The organism is Tardiphaga sp. 215_C5_N2_1, from assembly GCF_052076055.1.
Lineage (GTDB): Bacteria > Pseudomonadota > Alphaproteobacteria > Rhizobiales > Xanthobacteraceae > Tardiphaga > Tardiphaga robiniae.
The window spans coordinates 2,133,002-2,151,761 of sequence record NZ_CP197240.1 but is presented as its reverse complement, the minus strand read 5'-3'; the positions used below and the strand labels follow the sequence as shown (position 1 = coordinate 2,151,761).

19 protein-coding genes are annotated in these 18,760 nt (G+C 61.0%); 10 read left to right on the top strand and 9 right to left on the bottom strand.

Translation table 11 applies throughout. The features are described 5' to 3' along the window. The first annotated feature begins 13 nt into the window (after positions 1 to 13). On the top strand, positions 14 to 442 hold the full coding sequence (locus tag AB7828_RS10345; protein ID WP_093762031.1) for a CBS domain-containing protein: 429 nt from the start codon (positions 14 to 16) through the stop codon (positions 440 to 442). 11 nt (positions 443 to 453) lie between these two features. On the opposite strand, the gene AB7828_RS10340 is transcribed toward AB7828_RS10345, so the two are convergent. After that, entirely contained in the window at positions 454 to 1,506 is a 1,053-nt protein-coding gene (locus AB7828_RS10340; protein WP_170849844.1) for a patatin-like phospholipase family protein, read from the bottom strand. A 226-nt stretch (positions 1,507 to 1,732) separates the two neighbouring features. Here AB7828_RS10340 and AB7828_RS10335 point away from each other — a divergent pair, with 226 nt between their 5' ends. Next, complete coding sequence (locus AB7828_RS10335) at positions 1,733 to 2,803, top strand: hypothetical protein (protein WP_441230089.1); 1,071 nt, start codon at positions 1,733 to 1,735, stop codon at positions 2,801 to 2,803. Between the two features lie 236 nt (positions 2,804 to 3,039). After that, a complete protein-coding gene (locus AB7828_RS10330) occupies positions 3,040 to 5,508 on the top strand; it encodes a putative bifunctional diguanylate cyclase/phosphodiesterase (protein ID WP_441230088.1) in 2,469 nt (822 codons plus the stop codon). A gap of 7 nt (positions 5,509 to 5,515) precedes the next feature. Here the strand turns inward: AB7828_RS10330 and AB7828_RS10325 are convergent, their stop codons facing one another. From AB7828_RS10325 to thrS, 3 genes are all read right to left on the bottom strand, one after another. Continuing rightward, positions 5,516 to 6,082, bottom strand: coding sequence for a nitroreductase family protein (locus AB7828_RS10325; protein ID WP_441230087.1), 567 nt, complete (start codon positions 6,080 to 6,082; stop codon positions 5,516 to 5,518). 124 nt (positions 6,083 to 6,206) lie between these two features. Continuing rightward, on the bottom strand, positions 6,207 to 6,419 hold the full coding sequence (locus tag AB7828_RS10320; RefSeq protein ID WP_439058962.1) for a hypothetical protein: 213 nt from the start codon (positions 6,417 to 6,419) through the stop codon (positions 6,207 to 6,209). A 4-nt stretch (positions 6,420 to 6,423) separates the two neighbouring features. Next, on the bottom strand, positions 6,424 to 8,457 hold the full coding sequence (gene thrS, locus AB7828_RS10315) for a threonine--tRNA ligase (protein ID WP_439077634.1): 2,034 nt from the start codon (positions 8,455 to 8,457) through the stop codon (positions 6,424 to 6,426). 197 nt (positions 8,458 to 8,654) lie between these two features. Here thrS and AB7828_RS10310 point away from each other — a divergent pair, with 197 nt between their 5' ends. Beyond that, complete coding sequence (locus AB7828_RS10310) at positions 8,655 to 9,779, top strand: MFS transporter (RefSeq protein WP_439079956.1); 1,125 nt, start codon at positions 8,655 to 8,657, stop codon at positions 9,777 to 9,779. Here AB7828_RS10310 and AB7828_RS10305 read toward each other — a convergent pair. Beyond that, a complete protein-coding gene (locus tag AB7828_RS10305) occupies positions 9,776 to 10,102 on the bottom strand; it encodes a GrlR family regulatory protein (protein WP_093762042.1) in 327 nt (108 codons plus the stop codon). The two genes, AB7828_RS10310 and AB7828_RS10305, sit on opposite strands and share 4 nt — an antisense overlap. Positions 10,103 to 10,241: 139 nt before the next feature. Here AB7828_RS10305 and AB7828_RS10300 point away from each other — a divergent pair, with 139 nt between their 5' ends. Further along, positions 10,242 to 10,676 (top strand): DUF3574 domain-containing protein, encoded by a 435-nt coding sequence (locus AB7828_RS10300; protein ID WP_439077633.1) that lies wholly within the window; start codon positions 10,242 to 10,244, stop codon positions 10,674 to 10,676. On the opposite strand, the gene yidD is transcribed toward AB7828_RS10300, so the two are convergent. After that, positions 10,673 to 11,011: a membrane protein insertion efficiency factor YidD gene (yidD, locus tag AB7828_RS10295; protein WP_093762046.1), complete on the bottom strand. Its 339-nt coding sequence runs from the start codon at positions 11,009 to 11,011 to the stop codon at positions 10,673 to 10,675. The two genes, AB7828_RS10300 and yidD, sit on opposite strands and share 4 nt — an antisense overlap. 237 nt (positions 11,012 to 11,248) lie before the next feature. Here yidD and AB7828_RS10290 point away from each other — a divergent pair, with 237 nt between their 5' ends. Further along, entirely contained in the window at positions 11,249 to 12,187 is a 939-nt protein-coding gene (locus AB7828_RS10290) for a hypothetical protein (RefSeq protein ID WP_441232219.1), read from the top strand. A gap of 11 nt (positions 12,188 to 12,198) precedes the next feature. On the opposite strand, the gene AB7828_RS10285 is transcribed toward AB7828_RS10290, so the two are convergent. Continuing rightward, positions 12,199 to 12,663 carry an iron-sulfur cluster assembly scaffold protein gene (locus AB7828_RS10285; protein ID WP_120286909.1) on the bottom strand — a complete coding sequence of 155 codons (465 nt, stop codon included), beginning with the start codon at positions 12,661 to 12,663 and terminating at the stop codon, positions 12,199 to 12,201. A 347-nt stretch (positions 12,664 to 13,010) separates the two neighbouring features. After that, a complete protein-coding gene (locus AB7828_RS10280; protein ID WP_441230086.1) occupies positions 13,011 to 13,532 on the bottom strand; it encodes a hypothetical protein in 522 nt (173 codons plus the stop codon). Between the two features lie 487 nt (positions 13,533 to 14,019). On the opposite strand from AB7828_RS10280, the gene folE reads away from it, so the two are divergent. After that, positions 14,020 to 14,742, top strand: coding sequence for a GTP cyclohydrolase I FolE (folE, locus tag AB7828_RS10275; RefSeq protein WP_089264896.1), 723 nt, complete (start codon positions 14,020 to 14,022; stop codon positions 14,740 to 14,742). Positions 14,743 to 14,845: 103 nt separating this feature from the next. After that, a complete protein-coding gene (gene hisI / locus AB7828_RS10270; protein WP_441230085.1) occupies positions 14,846 to 15,286 on the top strand; it encodes a phosphoribosyl-AMP cyclohydrolase in 441 nt (146 codons plus the stop codon). A gap of 18 nt (positions 15,287 to 15,304) precedes the next feature. Here the strand turns inward: hisI and AB7828_RS10265 are convergent, their stop codons facing one another. Next, positions 15,305 to 15,991: a hypothetical protein gene (locus tag AB7828_RS10265; protein WP_441230084.1), complete on the bottom strand. Its 687-nt coding sequence runs from the start codon at positions 15,989 to 15,991 to the stop codon at positions 15,305 to 15,307. 224 nt (positions 15,992 to 16,215) lie between these two features. Between AB7828_RS10265 and AB7828_RS10260 the strand changes: the two genes are divergently transcribed. Beyond that, on the top strand, positions 16,216 to 17,205 hold the full coding sequence (locus AB7828_RS10260; RefSeq protein WP_441232218.1) for a transglycosylase SLT domain-containing protein: 990 nt from the start codon (positions 16,216 to 16,218) through the stop codon (positions 17,203 to 17,205). Positions 17,206 to 17,500: 295 nt separating this feature from the next. Next, complete coding sequence (locus AB7828_RS10255) at positions 17,501 to 18,673, top strand: DUF2336 domain-containing protein (RefSeq protein ID WP_093762054.1); 1,173 nt, start codon at positions 17,501 to 17,503, stop codon at positions 18,671 to 18,673. The last annotated feature ends 87 nt before the right edge of the window (positions 18,674 to 18,760 follow it).

Here is an 18,760-nt window from a genome sequence, read left to right as displayed (position 1 = left end):
TTAGGAGGCGACAATGACGGTACGTGCAATTCTCGATTCCAAAGGCCACCAGATCATCAGCGTCTCGCCGAACGATAAGGTCTCGTCGGTAGTGCAGATGCTGTCACAGCGAAGAATAGGTGCCGTCCTGGTGATGAGCCATCACCACATCGATGGTATCCTGTCTGAGCGTGATATCGTGCGGGTGATCGGAGAGCGCGGCGCCTCGGCGCTGGATGAAGACGTGAGCGCCGTGATGACGCGCAAGGTCATTGGCTGCAAACCGGCTGATACGGTCGGTGCAATCATGGAAAAGATGACGACCGGAAAATTCAGGCATCTGCCCGTTATCGAGGACGAGAAGGTCGTTGGTCTGATCTCGATCGGTGACGTCGTCAAATTTCGCTTGCGCGAATTCGAACGCGAACAGGAAGCGCTGCGCGAATATATTGCGACGGCCTGAGCCCGCCGTACTCAGCTCTGCGAAGTGGTCGGCTTCTGCGCAACGACGGGCGCAGGCGAGTTTGCCACTTCAGGGGCGAGGATTTCGATCGCTTCTTGAATGGACTCGACAGCGCGTTCTGCGGCACGCGCGCCGAGCGTGATCATTTCTTCGGCGCGGTGGAAATCGAACCAGCCGATGCGGCCAACGCGGGGGGCGATCAGGAGATCCGGCGGATCGCCGGCAAGGCGCGCGCGGGTGATGCGATCCTGCATGATGTTGAAGGCATCGACCATTACGGTAGAGATGCCCGGTCGTCCGCCACCACCGAAGAATTCGCGTTTCATGGTGCGCTCGGCCGAGAAGAACTTGCTGAAACCGCGCTTGGGCTCTTCGACTTCGATGATGGGCTCGGCCATTTCAGGTCCCGTGCCATGGTCGAAAATCGTGGTCGAATGGCCAAACACGTCATTGCTGAGATTGGCTGCGATTACGATCTCAGCGCCCAGCGCGCGCGCCGCCGATACCGGCACCGGATTGACCAGCGCGCCGTCGACCAGCCAGCGATCGCCGACCAGAACCGGAGAGAAGATGCCCGGCAGCGCATAGGACGCGCGCATTGCATCGACCAGGCGACCATGAGTCAGCCAGATTTCATGGCCGGTGCGCACCTCGGTGGCGACGCTGGCGAATTTCAGCGGGAGATCTTCGATCAGCGTATGGCCCAGCGACGCTTCGAGCTGTGCGGCCAGCTTGTTGCCGCCGATCAGGCCTGAGCCGTTCAGGCGAATGTCGAGATAGCTGAGAATATTGCGGGGCTGCAGACTGCGCGCCCATTCCTCGAGCGTATCGAGGTGGCCGGCGGCGTAGGATCCGCCAACTACGGCACCGATCGAGGTGCCCACCACGACGTTCGGGACGATGCCATGGGCGAGCAAAGTGCGGAGGATCCCGATATGGGCGAAACCGCGCGCCGCACCCCCGCCCAGCGCCAGACCGATGATCGGACGTCGAACGCTTCCCAAACCAGGTTTGTCGCGACCGTTCGCGCCATTCTGGCCGCGCCCCATCAAAATCTCCAGCACACTAAGCTCCTCGACGCCGCCGATATTAAATGCAGCTGCGCCATCATTCCAGACGGTAGCTAATTCATGATTTATGTCGCGTTTGCGAAGTTTAGGCACCAAATGTGACTGCAGAGCGACCCGTTACCGCACGGTGCACCGGTTCCTGAGGGCCTCACGCGATTGTGGGTCTGTCGGCGGGACAGCCGCGTCAAGGCTTGAATTTGTCGCGTTTTGGGTGAAAAGCATGACCATGACTGCATGGGGCCATGATTTGCGAACATCCGGCCGGAGCGGACGGCTGGCTATGGTGCTGGCCCTCGCTCTGCTGCAGGCTGTTGCCTTGCCCCAAACCGCATCTGCGCAGTTCTTTTCGGACCGCCCGGCACCGGTTCCCCCGGGCTCGATCCCGGATGTCCCATCGGGTCCGGCCATCAGCCTCGCGCCGCCGTCCGGTCCTGCTTCCACCCCCCTGTTGCCGGCGCCGCTGACGCAGCCGCCGGTTGCCAATGTCGCCCCGCCTGTGCCGTCGCCGGTCCAGGCTGCTCCAACCGGGCCCGCACAGGGCGTGCTGGCGCTGACGGCGCGCTATGGCAAGGATATGCCGGTCATCAATAGCGGGCTTGTCTGGCGGGTCTATTCGGATCGGCCGGACGAGACCGGTGCCTTCAAGCTGATCCGCGAGGATCGCGGCGCGACGCCCAACATCGTGCTGCCGCCGGGCAGCTATGTGGTGCACGTGGCGCTGGGCCTCGTGAGCGCCGTTCGTCCGGTGACCATCAAGTCCGAGACCGATCGTGAAGCGTTTGTGCTGCCCGCCGGCGGATTGCGGATCGAGGGCCGCGTCGGCACCACGAAGATTCCGCAGAACCAGATCTCGTTCTCGATCTACAAGGGCAGCCAGTTCGAAGGCGGCGAGCGCACGCCGCTGCTGCCGAGCGTTCCTGCCGGTGATGTCGTGCTGCTGCAGGAAGGCACCTACTATATCATCTCGAATTACGGCGACGCCAATTCGGTGGTGCGCTCCGACATCCGCGTGCAGGCGAGCAAGCTCACCGACGTGACCATCACGCATCGTGCGGCAGTCATCACCATGAAGCTGGTGAGCGACAAGGGCGGCGAGGCCCTGGCCAACACCGCATGGTCGGTGATCACGCCGGCCGGCGACGTCATCAAGGAATCGATCGGCGCCTTCCCGCGCGTCACACTGGCGGAAGGCGAGTACCGCGCCATCGCCAAGAACGAAGGCAAGGTGTTCGAGCGCCCCTTCAACGTCGTGAACGGTGTCGACGGCGAGATCGAAGTCGTCGCGCGCTAACTGCTCGCAAGCTACTCAACAATCTTCCAGAACGAAGATCTCGTTGCAGACAACACGCTTCAAACGCGAATGAATTGTCATGCGCGTGTCATGGTCCTGAATCGCCAACTAACCATCGTGCCAGTTTGTCGCGTTATAACACGTCGTTGCCGTCCGCGGCCGCGGAACGTTTACATGACGTTAATCCCCATAGCCCGAATAGCACGTATCGCTACAAGTGTTCCGAAGGGGATGTCGTGATCGCGGCCAGACAGTTATCCGGAAGCCCGGACGTCAAGTTGTTCGACGACATTCCAGCCTTGCAACGCAAATGGCGGGCGGCCGTTCGTCCCGGCCAGATTCTGCCCGGCTATGAAGAAGTGATGCTCGGCAGTCTTGGGCGGATGGCCGATCACATCGTCCTGCTGAAAGTCGAAGGTGAGACGCTCGAAGTGTCACGCAGCGGCCGCTATGTGCAACAGTGGTTGGGTGACGATCGCTGGGGCATTCCGCTCGACGTGCTGGCACCTGATTGCGTGCGTGCGCTAACGGAAGCCGCAAACTGCGCGTTGCAGGCCAACAGGCCGCATCTGATGGTGGCGCATTGCGTGCGTGACGGTCTCGTCCACACCTATGACATTCTGGCGCTGCCGACAGCGTCACGCTGGGGTGGCCGGTTGGTCGGCGTCTATGTCAACGAGCAGGGCACCCGTTACAATCTGGTCGATGCGATCTTCTCGTCGACGGACGAAGGCATCGTGTCGCTTGCGGCAATCCGGGATTCTGCAAGCCAGGCTTTTGACTTCCAGATCGTGCATCATAATCAGGGCGCTTCGCGCCTGCTGAAAGTATCACCCGCCGACCTTCAGTGGCGCAAGCTGAGTGCAGGCGGCCACGCATTGTCGCTGCCGAGCGTGACGAAATGGCTGCTGTCCATGATCGCCAATGGCCAGAGCGGTCAGCTTGAAATCGACAGCGATGATCGCAACCTTCGGCTCAGCGCCACCGCTTTTGGCGACTTGGTGTCGCTGACTGTGTCTGACGTCACCGACATTAAGCGCCGCGAGGCCTCGTTCCGGCTGCTGTTCGACAGCAATCCGATGCCAATGTGGGTGTTCGATGCCGAGACGATGGATTTTCTCAGCGTCAATGACGCGGCTGTCGCGCATTACGGATACGATCGCGCCACTTTCCTGCGCATGCAACTCAAGGAAATCTGGCCGCGCGATGAATGGGAGCTCCACACGCGTGCGCTGATGCAGCTCGGAGATATCTATCAGTCGGATCGCAACTGGCGCCACCTGAAGGCCGACGGAAGCGAGATCGAGGTGCTGACCTATGGCCGCCGCGTGATGTTCGAAGGCCGCGACGGCTTTCTCGTGGCTGTTGTCGACATTACCGAGCGTCGCAAGGCCGAGGCGCGTGTGGCGCATATGGCGCATCACGATGCGCTGACGGATTTGCCGAATCGTGTTTTTTATCAGGAGCGTCTGGCCCAGGCGCTGGATCACGACAATCCGACCAAACATGTCGCGGTTCTCTGCATTGATCTCGATCTGTTCAAGAACGTGAATGACTCATTCGGTCATCCGATGGGCGATAGGCTGCTGAAGATGGTCGCCGCGCGAATGCGCGCCGAGGTCCGTGGCAACAATCTCGCAGCCCGGCTCGGCGGCGACGAATTTGCCGTGGTGCTGGCAGCCGATATCACGCCGAACGAAGCCAACGATTTTGCCGCGCGGCTGATCGAAATCATCAGCGCGCCCTATGACATGAACGGCGTCGAGGTCGTGATCGGCGCCAGCATTGGTATCGCCATGTCACCGGGTGATGGCGATACCAGCGAAGAGCTGATGCGCAATGCCGATATGGCACTGTATCGGGCCAAGTCCGAAGGCGGCGGCGTGCATCGCTTTTTCGAGCGCGAGATGGATCGTCAGGCACAGAAGCGCCGCGACATGGAGCTCGATTTGCGCAGCGCTTTCGCTGACGGTGAATTTGAATTGCACTACCAGCCGCTGGTCGATCTGGCCGCCGATCGCATCACCGGATTCGAGGCGCTGTTGCGCTGGAAACATCCCGACAAGGGCATGATCTCACCGGCGGATTTCATCCCGGTCGCCGAGGATATCGGCCTCATCGTCACGCTCGGCGAGTGGGTGCTGCGCAAGGCCTGCGCCGAAGCTGCCAAGTGGCCGGACGATATCAAGGTCGCGGTCAATCTCTCGCCGGTGCAGTTCCGCAGCCGCAACCTGGTGCAGGTCGTGGTCGCTGCGCTGGCCTATTCCGGCCTGTCGCCTCATCGCCTGGAGCTGGAAATCACCGAGTCGGTTTTTCTCGCGGAAACCGAGGCCAATCTCGCGATCCTGCATCAGTTGCGCGCGCTGGGCGTCCGCATCTCGATGGATGATTTCGGCACCGGCTATTCCAGCCTGAGCTATCTCCGGAGTTTTCCGTTCGACAAGATCAAGATCGATCGGTCATTCGTGAAGGATCTGATCGAGCGGCCGGATTGCGTTGCCATCGTGCGCGCGATCTCCGGGCTTGGTCGCAGCATGAACATCACCACGACGGCTGAGGGCGTCGAGACGATCGATCAGCTGGACTGGCTGCGCGCGGAAGGCTGCAACGAGGTGCAGGGTTTTCTGTTCAGCCCTGCCAAGCCGGCGTCGGAAATCGAGAACCTGCTGCGCCGGTTTGGCAGCCAGGCGTCCCAGGCCGCCTAGCTAAAGCCTAGAACCGCGTCACGACGTCCTTGAGTTCTGGCCGCGGCCGGTCCTCGATCACCTTGTCAGGCTTGCCGCCAATATGGATGAAGCCCGCCAGTTTTTCATTGGCGGCGAGGCCGAGACCTTCGAGCACGTCGCGGTCATAGGCCATCCAGCCGGTCAGCCAGTTGGCGCCATAACCCATGGCTGTAGCGGCCGACACAATATTCAAGCAGCTCGCACCTGCGGACAGTTCCTGCTCCCATGACGGAATCTTCGGATGCGGCTTGATGGTACTCACCACGCCGATCACCAGCGGTGCTTCCGTCAGTTTGTGTTTCTGCGCCTCGATATCTTCGACCGGTGCATCGGGATTCTTCCGTGCGAACACGGTGGCGATGACGTTGCCGGCGCGTTTGCGGGCGTCGCCCTCGAAAATGATGAAGCGCCACGGCGCCAGCTTGCCGTGGTCCGGCACCCGTGCCCCGATGGTCAGGATGGTTTCGAGTTCGGCGGATGAGGGGCCGGAGCCGGTCATTTCACGCGGCTTGACGGAGCGGCGGGTCTTCAGGAAGTCGATGATGTCGGACACGGGCAGTTCTCACAGATGAGGATGCGCAGAATTTGCAGGATTTGAATGACCGCTTACCATGCGAAAAGGCCCGCCACGAGGCGGGCCCTGCTCATTTAGACGGATTGTGATCGCGGGCATCCGCTCAACCGACCGTTTTGTGCTCCGGCATCTTGGAGGCACGGTCCAGCAGATCACGGCCCAGATCCTCCAGCACGGCCCGCGAGGCCAGATAGAGGCTATGGCCACGCTCAGTCTCGAATGCCAGCGCGACCACGTCCGGCCGGTTGGGATCGGCGATCACCTGATAGGATCGGAGCGGATAGGCCTCGATCTCGATCTCTTCATCGTCGCTCATCGGCTCAGCCCTCTGCCAGTGCGCGCTTCACGTCGGGCGGTGTCGCCTCGTCGACCAGTGCGGCAAGGGCTTCTTCGAGCGAACTCACCTTTTGGCCATCGCTGCCGAGACGGCGCACCGAGACCTGGCCGGTTTCGGCTTCCTTCTTGCCGACGACGAGCAGAGCAGGGATCTTGGCCAGCGAGTGTTCGCGGACCTTGTAGTTGATTTTTTCGTTGCGCAGATCGATCTCGACGCGGAGGCCGGCCTTGCGTGCGGCCGCGGCGACGACCTTGGCGTATTCATCGCCTTCCGAGGTGATCGTGGTGACCACCACCTGCACCGGCGACAGCCAGAGCGGGAAGTTGCCGGCGAAGTGCTCGATCAGGATACCGATGAAGCGCTCCATCGAACCGCAGATCGCGCGATGCACCATCACCGGCGCCTTCTTCGATCCGTCGGCGTCGATATAAAACGCACCGAAACGCTCCGGCAGGTTGAAGTCGACCTGCGTGGTGCCGCACTGCCAGTCGCGGCCGATCGCGTCGCGCAGCACATATTCGAACTTCGGTCCGTAGAATGCGCCCTCACCAGGCGATATCTCGGTCTTGATGCGACCGCCGGACTGGCTCTCGATCACCGACAGCACGGTGGCCATTACGCGCTCGGCGTGATCCCACATCTCGTCGGTGCCGACGCGCTTCTCCGGCCGCGTCGACAGCTTGACCACGATGTCGCCGAAGCCGAAGTCGGAATAGGTCGACAGGATCAGGTCGTTGATCTTGAGACATTCGTCGGCGAGTTGGGCCTCGGTGCAGAACACATGGGCGTCGTCCTGGGTAAAGCCGCGCACGCGCATCAAGCCGTGCATGGCGCCCGATGGCTCATAGCGATGCACCACGCCAAACTCGGCAAGGCGCAGCGGCAGGTCGCGATAGCTCTTGAGGCCATGCTTGAAGATCTGCACGTGGCCGGGGCAGTTCATCGGCTTGAGCGCAAACCAGCGCTTGTCCTCGGCTTCGTCGCCGGCCGACTGCGCCGCGAACATGTTCTCGCGGTACCATTCCCAGTGACCGGAGGTCTCCCACAGCACCTTGTCGAGGATCTGCGGCGCATTGACTTCGCTGTAGTCGCCATTGAGGCGACGCCGCATATAGGCGATCAGCGCCTGGAAGATGGTCCAGCCCTTTGGGTGCCAGAACACGACGCCCGGGCCTTCTTCCTGGAAATGGAAGAGGTCGAGTTCACGGCCCAGTTTGCGGTGGTCGCGCTTCTCGGCTTCCTCGATCTGTTTCAGATACGCGTCGAGGTCTTCCTGCTTGGCGAAGGCAGTGCCGTAGATGCGCGTCAGCATCGGATTGTTGCTGTCGCCACGCCAATAGGCGCCGGCCACCTTCATCAGTTTGAAGGCATTGCCGACCTTGCCGACCGACGTCATATGCGGGCCGCGGCAGAGGTCGAACCAGTCGCCCTGGTAGTAGATCTTGATCGGCTCGTTGCCGGGAATGGCGTCGACCAGCTCGACCTTGAAGGCTTCGCCCTTGTCGCGGAATACCTGCTTGGTCTTTTCGCGATCCCAGACGTCCTTGGTGAACGGTTTGTCGCGCGCGATGATCTCGCGCATTTTCTTCTCGATCGCGCCGAAGTCCTCGGGCGTGAATGGCTCGTTGCGGAAGAAGTCGTAATAGAAACCGTTCTCGATCACCGGACCGATGGTCACCTGGGTGCCCGGCCACAGCGTCTGCACGGCTTCGGCGAGCACGTGCGCCGCGTCATGCCGGATCAGCTCCAGCGCGCGGGGGTCGTCGCGGTTGATGAAATCGATCTTGGCGTCGTCGTCGATCGGATCGGAGAGATCCGAGACGGTACCGTCCAGCGCCATCGCGACGGTACGCTTGGCCAACGACGGCGAGATGCCCTTGGCAATCTCGAAACCGGTGGTGCCCTTCGCAAATTCGCGCTTGGCGCCATCAGGGAATGTAACGGTGATATTGTTGGTTTCGGCGGGGGTGAGGTTGGCGAGGCCGAACTTGAATCCCGAGCCTTCATTCTCTGTCATGTCTTCTCTCCTGTGGCTCACTCCTGCACACGGGCGCAGGTAAGCGGACGAGCGGTATAGCAGCCGATTCGGGCGTTGCAACACCAGTCTGGCTGACCTGATTTGCACGCTTGGCTTGCAGGTTTGACTTGCATGCAGTTGCATCCATAAGATGCGATATCTTGACAGTCTCCCGCCCCTACGCCCCCACCGCACTCATGATCGGCAATTTCGTCACCGGCATCGGCCTGCTGGGGCCGACGGCGATGCTGGGTGAATTGTCGGCCGGCCTCGGCGTCACCATCCGCGAGGCAGGACTGCTCATCACCTTCGGCGCAGTGATGCTGTGTATCTGCTCGCCGCTGATGTCGTGGCTGACCAGCCGGATCGAGCGACGGCACATGTTGATCGGCGTCATCGCGGTCGTGGCCGTGTGCAATCTCGCTTCGGCCCTTGCGCCCAACTATGCGGTGCTGCTCGCGATCCGCCTGGTGATGTGCATCGCTGCGGCACCGTATACTCCGCAGGCGGCAGGCGTGGTCGGCATGCTGGTGCCGCCGGAGAAGCGGGGTAGCAGCGTTGCTTATGTCTTTCTCGGCTGGACCCTCGCCGCTGCGGTCGGTCTGCCGCTGGTGACGTTCATCGCCAGCCGCTTCGGTTGGCGCGAGGTCTATGGCTGCGTCGGCGTAATGAGTTGCATCAGTTTCGTGTTGCTGGTGTGGTGGATTCCGCGCGGGCTGTTCGGTGCCACTGTCGATCTCAGCACATGGTCGGCGCTGGCGCGCAACCGGCTCGTGCTGTTGTTGCTGTCGATCACTATGCTGCAGATCGCCGGGCAGTTCTCGATCTTCACCTTCATGGCGCCGCTGCTCGAACGTCTCGCGGGCGCAGGGCACGATGCAGCGGCATCCGTCTTCGCGATCTACGGCGTCTGCGGTTTTCTCGGCATCATGACGGCGACGCGGATCGTCGATAGCTGGGGGCCGCTGAGAACCTCCATTCTATCAACATCGCTGGTGTTGGCCGGCATGACGGTCTGGACGCTCGGCGCAGGCCATCTGCCCGTGATGGCGCTCGGCGTCGCGATCTGGGGGCTCGGCTTCGGCGCCATCACGTCGATGCAGCAGGTCCGCTTGATCATGGCGGCACCGTCGGCCGGTGCGGCGTCGGTCTCGCTCAATACATCGATGCTCTATGTCGGCCAGGCGATTGGATCGGGCATCGGTGGCGCGCTGTTCGCCGGCGGATACTTCCACGCGTCGGGGTTTGTCGCCATGGGTTTCCTGACGACGGCACTGGTGGCCATCGCGTTCAGCCGTAAAATGTCGGGACGTGTCGCTTAGTCGCAGATGCGGGTCAGTTGCGCCTTGAACGGCACGCCGGGCAATTGCAGCGCACTGCCTTCGAAATCGAGCAGGTCGCCATTGACGCGACCGGTCAATGCCAGTGTGACACCTTCAAAGCCGAACACCGACTTGAAGCTTTGATCCGGGTTGTAGCGTTTCGATGACACCTTGACAGAGATGGTCTCGCCTCTGTTTTGATAGTTGCCCATGAAGGCGAAAGCGGAGTTGCCGCCGCGCAGCTTTCCGCCGATTGCATAGACAACGCCGGTCCCGGTGCCATGAATAGTATGAAAATGTACTTCGTATAGGCCGTCTTCCACCTGAGTGCCCCGGGCAATGATGTTAAGTGAAGATGAATTTGGCGAGATGAAGTGGCGGCACCCTATGGTATCAAATGTTATTCAACAATCCCACCAGTAGGCATTTTGTAAAAATAGCTTTGATAATTTGAGGTTCGGCGTGCCGCGACATATCCGCCAACTGTTCTCCGCATGCCTTGCTACATTAACAGTCAGTGTGCTGATGAGCGGCTGTGCATGGCTGCCGCCGCAAGCGTGTCTGCCGCCGTCGCGCGTCATGGTGTCTGCGGAGATGATCTTCGGCCGTAACATTGGCGATCGGCCTGGTATCAGCGAATCTGCATTTGCAAATTTCGTCGCAAGGGAAATCACGCCTCGCTTTCCCGATGGTCTCACCGTCATCGATGGAGACGGGCAGTGGCGCGACGGCGTGCGTAATGTTGATGTCCGCGAAAGGGCAAAGGTCGTTCTGATCACTTTCGCTGACGACGCTCAGAAACGTGCCGATCTCGTTGCCATCGCGGACAGCTATAAGCGGCAGTTCAGTCAGCAGTCGGTGCTCACGAAGGTCGGCAATGCCTGCGTAAGCTTCTAGTTCGCGCCGTCATTGACACCGCGCCAGCGCGCGTAGCGCCACGGTGTGTACCAACGGGCATCGGGTGACAGCTTGACCGGCACGTTATCGATACCCGAAGTGCCCCATGGCTGGCAGCGGAGCAGCCGGGCCAGTGTCATCCAGCCGCCGGCCCACAATCCATAGCGCTCGATCGCTTCGTCGCCATAGACCGAGCAGGTCGGGAGGTGACGGCAATTGTATCCGACCAGCGGCGACAGCGTGTGGCGGTATATCCAGATCATGCCGCGACCGGCATTGCGCGGCAGCCGTTGAATAGTACCGACGCAGTTCGGGCACATGGATGAATGTTTCATGGTCGGATTGCTATCAGATCAGCCGGGTTTTGCCCGGTTCCTTTGCGTGGAACCCATCTACTTATGCATTGGAGACACACCTGCCAATTTATTGCATGCAGTGCAGCAAAAGTAACTGGACGCTGCGGCGAAGCTCGTTAGGTTTTCACTTAACGCCCGTGTGACAGAATCATGAGCGTTGTTTGGGGCCGTTGCCATTGCTCATGAGAGTGCGGGGAAGGAACCGACTTGGGACGTATGAGGTCGCTTCGATCAGGTAGTTCGGCGCTGTTTCGCGCCGCGGCCTTTTGCATCGTTCTTCCCGGACTCGCGGCCGGCCTGCTGGCTTCGGTCGCGTCGTCTGCCCAAGCTGCAGCCGTTCTCGAAGAACGCAAACTCCCGATGCGCTTCACTTGGGTCGCCTGCGAGCCGAATTGCCGTGGCTGGATCGGCGCGGTGGGGATTGTCACCGGCGACACCGTCAGGGATTTCGACGAGTTTTCCAAAGGCCGCGATCTGACTGACGCGACAGTGGTGCTGGATTCCAGCGGCGGCTCGGTCAATGACGCCATCACCATGGGCCGGCGCTGGCGCAAGCTTGGTCTGCGCACCACAGTCGGTATCACGGTCGACCTGCAATCAACCTCGGGCGTCATGAAGCCGGCGGTCGTGCCGCAGGCCTATTGCGAATCCATGTGCGTGTTCCTGCTGCTGGCGGGCAAGACCCGCTATGTGGCCGAAGAATCCCTTGTGCGCGTCCATCAAATCTGGATGGGCGACCGCGCCGACGACCCGAAGGCTGCGAGCTATACGGCAAATGATCTGATGATCGTCGAGCGGGATATCGGCCGTCTCGCCCAATACACCTTCGACATGGGAGGCACGGGCGATCTCTTGTCATTGTCGCTCAGCGTGCCGCCGTGGGACGATCTGCATCGGCTTACGGAAGCCGAGTTGAAGCTGACCAATCTGGTCACCAGCCATAGTGTCGGTGATGTGTTGCCCGAGCCTCGCGAGCAGGAGGCGCCGGTTGCATCACTGGTGCCGAAGTCGGTACAGGATCGTTTCGTGAGCGGGCCGGAGAATGAAAACACCCCGGTCGCTTCGGCGCCGGTCGTGTCTTCGACGAAGTCGACCAAGACGGCCGAGGCCTCGGTGCCGACTGGCGGCGTCGCATCGGCACCGTCAGGGAAATAGCCGCGCTGGCGTTATGCCGGCGTCGGCTGACTGGCTCCGGTGTTTGACTTGGCTTCAATCTGCCCAATGGCGTCCACGACCGCATCGAATGTGAGAAGCGTCGAGGCGTGGCGCGCCTTGTAGTCGCGCACCGGTTCGAGCAGGGCGATATCTGCCCACTTTCCGTCCGATGGCGGTGCGCCGTTTTCCTTCAGCATCTTGCGCACGGTCTCGCGCAGCGCACGCAATTCTTCGGCAGTCGAGCCCACCACATGACGCGCCATGATCGACGACGAGGCTTGGCCAAGCGCGCAAGCCTTCACGTCATGGGCGAAGTCGGTGACCACATCGGCATCCATCATGAGATCGATCTTGACGGTCGATCCGCAGAGCTTGGAATGGGCGGTGGCTGACGCATCGGGGGCAGGGAGGCGGCCCAGCCGGGGAATGTTACCGGCGAGCTCGATGATGCGCTTGTTATAGATGTCGTTCAGCATCTGGTTCAGACCTTAACTGTGCCATCGGTCACCGGGATCACGTCCTTGGCGCGCGAGGAACTGGACTCTATATAGCGTCCATTCCATGAAATAAAAGATTAGCAGTTTCAATGGTCTGTGAGCAGTTATGTTTTTGGCGACGCACGGATTTTGCACGTCGCAGCCGTCTCCCTCATGTAGGGACACTCTAGCGACCGCCCAACATCTTCTGAAGGAAGGCACGTCGATCGGATTACATGCGATCCGTGACGGGAACAGATCCAAAGGCTCGATGCCTCCGATCAGCCGGCGCTCGTCCTTGGGACAGACAAAAAGAATCTCGGATCCCTCCGCGCCGCTTAATCGCTTCAGCGGCTGACGTCGCGCCGAGCCTGCGCGCGCTTGTTCGCCTGCGACACCCTCCCAATCCGTGAAGGAGGAATCTTGATATTCCGGCGCCGGCTCGGGATGGAGCGCATTCCTTCACCAGGGCGAAGATCATTCTGCGGTCGAGAGAATTGCTGTGCCCGTCGCAGGGCCAATGCGCGCCTGGCGGCCTCTCCGAGTTCCTTTTTCACTTCGAAGTTCTGCAGGCGCTTTAGCTCCTTGCTAACGCGTTTTATAGCAGCAACGAAGACTTGCTTGCGCTGAGTGGCATGCTCGGCTGTTCCCGAAAAGCTGCTGCCCCTCGGGTCGGCCTTTCCTCTTGCTTCGCGCTGTCGATGCCGCGCTAGAGTATGCTCCTTGCCATGAAAATCCCTTAGCCTCGAACGAAGGCTCTCTAGCTTGTCGCGCGTTAATTCGCCGATGGCGGGATGATGAGTAGCAAGAACGATTTCTTGCTCGTCGTGTTTCAGAATGCTGATTTCATACTTACAGGATGCCGCCATCGCCTATTCCTCCAACCAATGCCTGGGTTACGGATCGTTCGCGCTGTTTCTGGCACCTCCCTCCGAACCTGCGTCCTCCATAAGAGTCGCGCGGGGAGCTGTTTGACGCGATGCGCGCTGCCAAGATTGTTCCTCCGTGCCGTTCTGAAGTATCGGGTCATCACCCTAGGCTCACATGGGAACTGCCCGCATTGCCCTTGAATGGCGTGCTGGGAATAATAGGAAAAAGACCAACGATTTAAATGTGATGAGTGGGTAGCCTGATGGCTGGCAACAGTCGTAATGGTCCACTATATAGGGCGGAGCCCGGCGAACAGAGCGCCGGGCGTTCTCCAGATCGCCGGAATTTGAGAATTCAGTTCGGCGGCCTCGGTGTTATTGTCGCAAGACGATGTTTTATTGACGGACTCAGGCGTCCGGCGGCCTTGCCGCCCCGTCTGCCCGGTGACACTCCGGCCTCCCGTGGGGCCGGTCGAACGGAGTAAAGATGGACGCTGTGATCAAGCCGCTTCGCGGCAAATCCCCGGATGGCAAATCTTCTGAAGTCAGATCTGCCGAGAGCAAAGTGCAGGAATTCCGGCCGGCGGAGCTCGATCCCGCCGAATTTCTGGCTGCGGCGGTAAATCCCGACCAGCTACGGCCCTCGCGCGCCGAGGCAGAGCAGGCCGTGCAGACGTTGCTCGCCTATATCGGCGAGAATCCGCAGCGGGAAGGCCTCATGGACACCCCGCGACGCGTGGTCGAGGCCTATGACGAGCTGTTCCAGGGCTATCATCAGTGCCCGGCCGAGGTTCTGAATCGGACCTTCGGCGAGACCGCGGGCTATGACGATTTCGTGCTGATCCGCGACATGGCCTTCGTCTCCCATTGCGAGCATCACATGATGCCGTTCTACGGCAAGGCGCATATTGCCTATACACCGGTGGAGCGTGTCGTCGGTCTCTCCAAGCTGGCGCGTCTCGTGGATATCTTCGGCCATCGGCTGCAGACCCAGGAGCATCTGACCGCGCAGCTTGCTGCCGCGGTCGATGAAGTGCTGAAGCCGCGCGGTGTTGCGGTGATGGTCGAGGCCGAGCACACCTGCATGTCGGCCCGCGGTATCCGCAAGGAAGGCTCACGCACTTTCACCACGCGTTTCACCGGCAATTTCCGCGACAATCCTGCCGAGCAGGCGCGGTTCATGTCGATGATCCAGTCCATGTCGCGCTAAACCCACGTCGCGCTGATCGCGCGACGATCGTGATTTGCTGCTAGAGTATCGGGCGCATCAGGCGCCCGATTTTCGTTTGACGACCACAGCGAGAGATTTTCCCGTGTCCAATACATCGCACGCGCACAGCCATGATCTCGAAGAAGGCCTCGTGCTCACGCCGAAATTCGACGCTGCCGGTCTCGTTACCGTCGTGACGACCGACGTGGCGAATGGCGACGTGTTGATGGTGGCGCATATGAATGAAGAGGCGCTGCGCAACACTATCGAAACCGGCGATGCCTGGTATTACAGCCGTTCGCGCAAGGCGCTATGGCGCAAGGGCGAGAGCTCGGGCAAGACCCAGCGCGTGGTGGAGATGCGGATGGATTGCGACCAGGATGCGATTTGGATCAAGGTCGAGCAGATCGGCGGAGCCGCCTGCCACACCGGCCGTCGCTCATGTTTCTACCGCGCGATCACCAAGGGCGAGGGTGGGGCGGCGAACGTCTCGTTCATCGATGCGGACAAGGTGTTCGATCCGGCGTCGGTCTACGGAAGCTGAACTGGCTCTAATCTCAGGTCACGCCAGCCGGCTGGCGAAATCCTGCCGGGATTTGGCGGCGCTGATGCCGGTTGGATCGGCGATCATGTCCATGTAATCGACGGCGGCGGACCGAAGCTTGCCGTCCTTCATGGTCATGACGCCAGACAGGGTCTGGATGTTCATCGAACGGATATTGTAGTTCTTCCAGGCTTCCGCCTGTTTCGCTTCACTATTGGTCGATTTTTTCTGCTCGTTATAGAGATCGAGCGAAGCTTGCGCCGCCTTCAGGGCATTCAGGCCCGAGACTTCCTTCATCTCCTTGGCGAGCGCCGGATCGTCGCTGAACATCTTCTCTATCTTGGCCTTCCAGGGGCCTTCGGCAGTCACGTTGCCGAATTTGTCGACCTTCATATGCGTCGCATATTCCGGCGGGATGTTCATTTTCTCGAACGCTTTGGAGAGGCGGTCGGCCAGGGCGTCGGTCCGCTTCGTCAGCATTTCGTCGAATGTATCGGTGAGTCCCTCGGTCGCGGCCTGATCGGCCTTGGCCTTTTCGATAATCGCCTTGGCGCGGTCTGACAGCGATACGAAGGCGGCAGGGGCTGCCGGCGCAGATGCAGGCTTGTCGGATGAGACGGATGGCTTGGCGGGCGCAACGGCGGCGGGGGCCGCTTTGTCCCGCGGTTGGGTCGACGTCGAATTCGCGTTTGCGACCGCAACCATCGTGAGCTCCATTCCCGCTGCCGACGGAGCGAATCTCCGCCAGACACATACGGAAACACCCTCGCGTTAATGCTCTGTAAAATATGCAACCAAGGATGGAGGTGTTGGGCGCCAAAACCGCCTTAGCGTTTCGTTAACCATGAATGTCCCACTGTGTCCGCGGCTTCCGCGGCTGGCAGGGCACGATTCCCGGTAGTCATTTCGCGGCAGCGGGGCACCACACTATGGCGGTCGACGCGACCAACCTCGCATCAGCACTCTCGTCAACGCGCAGTCAGGTGACCGGCGCGATCAAGAATGCTGCCGGCACCACGGGCACGAGCTTCGAATATCTGCTCGCCACCGCCAAGATGGAATCCAATTTCAATCCCTCGGCCACGGCTTCCACATCCTCGGCCAAGGGCCTGTTCCAGTTCATCGAGCAGACCTGGCTCGGCACTGTGAAGGAAGCCGGCACGCAGCTCGGCTACGGCAAATATGCCGACGCCATCACCAAGTCGCCGTCGGGCAGTTATTCGGTGAGCGATCCCGCTGCGAAGGCCGAGATCCTGAAACTGCGTGACGATCCCGTCGCGAGTTCAGCGATGGCCGGCGTGCTGACGCAGTCCAACAGTTTCAAACTCACTGGCGAGATCGGTCGTCGCCCCAGCGATGCCGAACTCTATATGGCGCATTTCATGGGCGTCAGTGGTGCATCGAAGCTGATCAACAATGCGGCGAACAATCCGAGCGCATCGGGCGCTGCGCTGTTCCCGAATGCCGCCGCAGCGAACCGGCCAATCTTCTACGATCAGAGCGGCAGCGCGCGCAGCGTGTCTCAGGTCTATTCGGTGCTGTCGGCGCGCTATGACAGTGCTGCGAATTCCACGGCGACACGGACGGCGATGGCATCTACTGGTGTGGTGACGGCGCAGGCAGTCTCGCCACTGACGCCGTCCAGCAATGCGACGTTCCTGTCGCGCTTCCCGGATGTGAGCACGGCGCAGGTCGCAAGCTTTGCATCCGATCAGTCATCGACGGCCGCGCAGGAACAGCCGATTTTCCGGTCGCTGTTCCAGGGCGGTGATCGTGCGCAACCTGTGTCGCCGGCCGTGCAGGAATTGTGGGGCAACCGCACGTCACTGACGTCCACGTCGCTGCCGAAGGCACCTGAAGTCGGCGTGCCCAAGCCGCTCGATCTGTTCAGTGATCGCGCCGGGACTTTTAGTAGTTAGCTCCGTCCCCTCATGGTGAGGAGGCGCGCAGCGCCGTCTCGAACCATGAGCGGTTGGCAGGCATCGCCGCTAGCGGCCATCCTTCGAGACGCGCGCAAGGGCGCGCTCCTCAGGATGAGGCGGGGTGTGTGATATTCACCGGGAGCCACAGATTTCCCCGCGTGTCCGATCCCTTAATAAAACCTCAACAAACCCATAAGCTTATGGTGAACCGTTTGTTAAGTGGGATGGTTTATTTTCTCTGACAGTGGCATCGCGTTTCGGTGTTGATCTTGTTGCGTAGGCTGGCAGAACCATGATTGTTCGGCAGTTCATCAGTTGGGTACGGACCGCTCCAGCCAGCGAGCGGGCAGAGGCAACGCGCTCTTTGGCGCGGGCCTGGATTTTTTCTGACCTTTCAGACGACGACCGTGCCGCCGCCGAAGGCGCGCTGCTGATGCTGCTCGATGACGCATCGCCGCTGGTGCGCCAGGCCATGGCGCAGGTTTTTGCCCGCGCGCCGTCGGCGCCCCCGGCCATCGTGCAGGCGCTGTCGGTGGATCAGCCCTGTGTGTCGCTTCCAGTGCTCGAACATTCGCCGCTGCTGATCGATGCCGATCTGGTCGACATCGTCGCGACGGGGAACAGCGAACTGCAATGCGCGGTCGCGCGCCGCATCAATCTGCCGATTTCGATCTGCGCCGCCATTGCCGAAGTCGGCTCTGCCGCTGCGGCGCTCGAACTCATTGAAAATCCGTATGCCGAACTGGCGCAATTCTCCTGGGATCGTATCGTCGAGCGTCACGGTCATCTCGCCGCCATCCGCGAAGCGATGCTGGCCCTTGGCGACCTGCCGGCGACGACGCGTCTCGCGCTGGTGGCCAAGCTCTCCGAAACACTGACCCGCTTTGTCGTTGCGCGTAACTGGCTGTCGCCGGATCGTGCCGAGCGCATTGCCGACGAGGCGATGGCGCGCTCCACGGTCAATATTGCGTCGCGTTCGCGCGGCGACGAGATGCGCGATCTCGTCCATCACCTGCGCGAAGCCGGGCAACTGACCGTCGGCCTGATCCTCCGCGCCCTGCTGTCGGGCAATCTCGACCTGTTCGACCAGGCGCTGGTGGAGCTGTCCGGCCTGCCGCAGAGCCGCGTGGCCGCGCTGGTCTATGACGGCGTCGGTGCCGGGCTGAACGCATTGCTTGCCCGCGCAGGCCTGCCGGAGTCGACATTCCCTGCCTTCCGCGCCGCGCTGGCTGCGCGCAACGAAATCGGTTTCATCGGCTCTGTCGGCGGCGCGGTGCGGCTGCGCCGTCGCATGGTCGAGCGCGTGTTGACGGTGTGTGAGACCGATGAAGCCGCGTCCGAGCCGCTGTTGATCCTGCTGCGGCGCTTCGCAACGGAATCGGCCCGCGAGGAAGCGCGGGTGTTCTGCGATGAACTGGCCGAACAGGCGAATGCGCGCGACGAGTATCAGCTGATCGCGGCGTAGGCATCGAATATCTCAGTCGTCATGCCCGGCCTTGAGCCGGGCATCCATCGTTCGACACCAGCGCATTTCAATAGATGGATGGCCGGG

What these genes read in the sequence shown, in the direction of transcription:
- AB7828_RS10345 (WP_093762031.1), top strand. Translation starts at nt 14, where the DNA reads ATGACGGTACGTGCAATTCTCGATTCCAAAGGCCACCAGATCATCAGC.
- AB7828_RS10335 (WP_441230089.1), top strand. Translation starts at nt 1,733, where the DNA reads ATGACCATGACTGCATGGGGCCATGATTTGCGAACATCCGGCCGGAGC.
- AB7828_RS10320 (WP_439058962.1), bottom strand. Translation starts at nt 6,419, where the DNA reads ATGAGCGACGATGAAGAGATCGAGATCGAGGCCTATCCGCTCCGATCC.
- thrS (WP_439077634.1), bottom strand. Translation starts at nt 8,457, where the DNA reads ATGACAGAGAATGAAGGCTCGGGATTCAAGTTCGGCCTCGCCAACCTC.
- AB7828_RS10310 (WP_439079956.1), top strand. Translation starts at nt 8,655, where the DNA reads ATGATCGGCAATTTCGTCACCGGCATCGGCCTGCTGGGGCCGACGGCG.
- yidD (WP_093762046.1), bottom strand. Translation starts at nt 11,011, where the DNA reads ATGAAACATTCATCCATGTGCCCGAACTGCGTCGGTACTATTCAACGG.
- AB7828_RS10290 (WP_441232219.1), top strand. Translation starts at nt 11,249, where the DNA reads ATGAGGTCGCTTCGATCAGGTAGTTCGGCGCTGTTTCGCGCCGCGGCC.
- AB7828_RS10285 (WP_120286909.1), bottom strand. Translation starts at nt 12,663, where the DNA reads ATGCTGAACGACATCTATAACAAGCGCATCATCGAGCTCGCCGGTAAC.
- AB7828_RS10280 (WP_441230086.1), bottom strand. Translation starts at nt 13,532, where the DNA reads ATGGCGGCATCCTGTAAGTATGAAATCAGCATTCTGAAACACGACGAG.
- folE (WP_089264896.1), top strand. Translation starts at nt 14,020, where the DNA reads ATGGACGCTGTGATCAAGCCGCTTCGCGGCAAATCCCCGGATGGCAAA.
- AB7828_RS10265 (WP_441230084.1), bottom strand. Translation starts at nt 15,991, where the DNA reads ATGGTTGCGGTCGCAAACGCGAATTCGACGTCGACCCAACCGCGGGAC.
- AB7828_RS10260 (WP_441232218.1), top strand. Translation starts at nt 16,216, where the DNA reads ATGGCGGTCGACGCGACCAACCTCGCATCAGCACTCTCGTCAACGCGC.
- AB7828_RS10255 (WP_093762054.1), top strand. Translation starts at nt 17,501, where the DNA reads ATGATTGTTCGGCAGTTCATCAGTTGGGTACGGACCGCTCCAGCCAGC.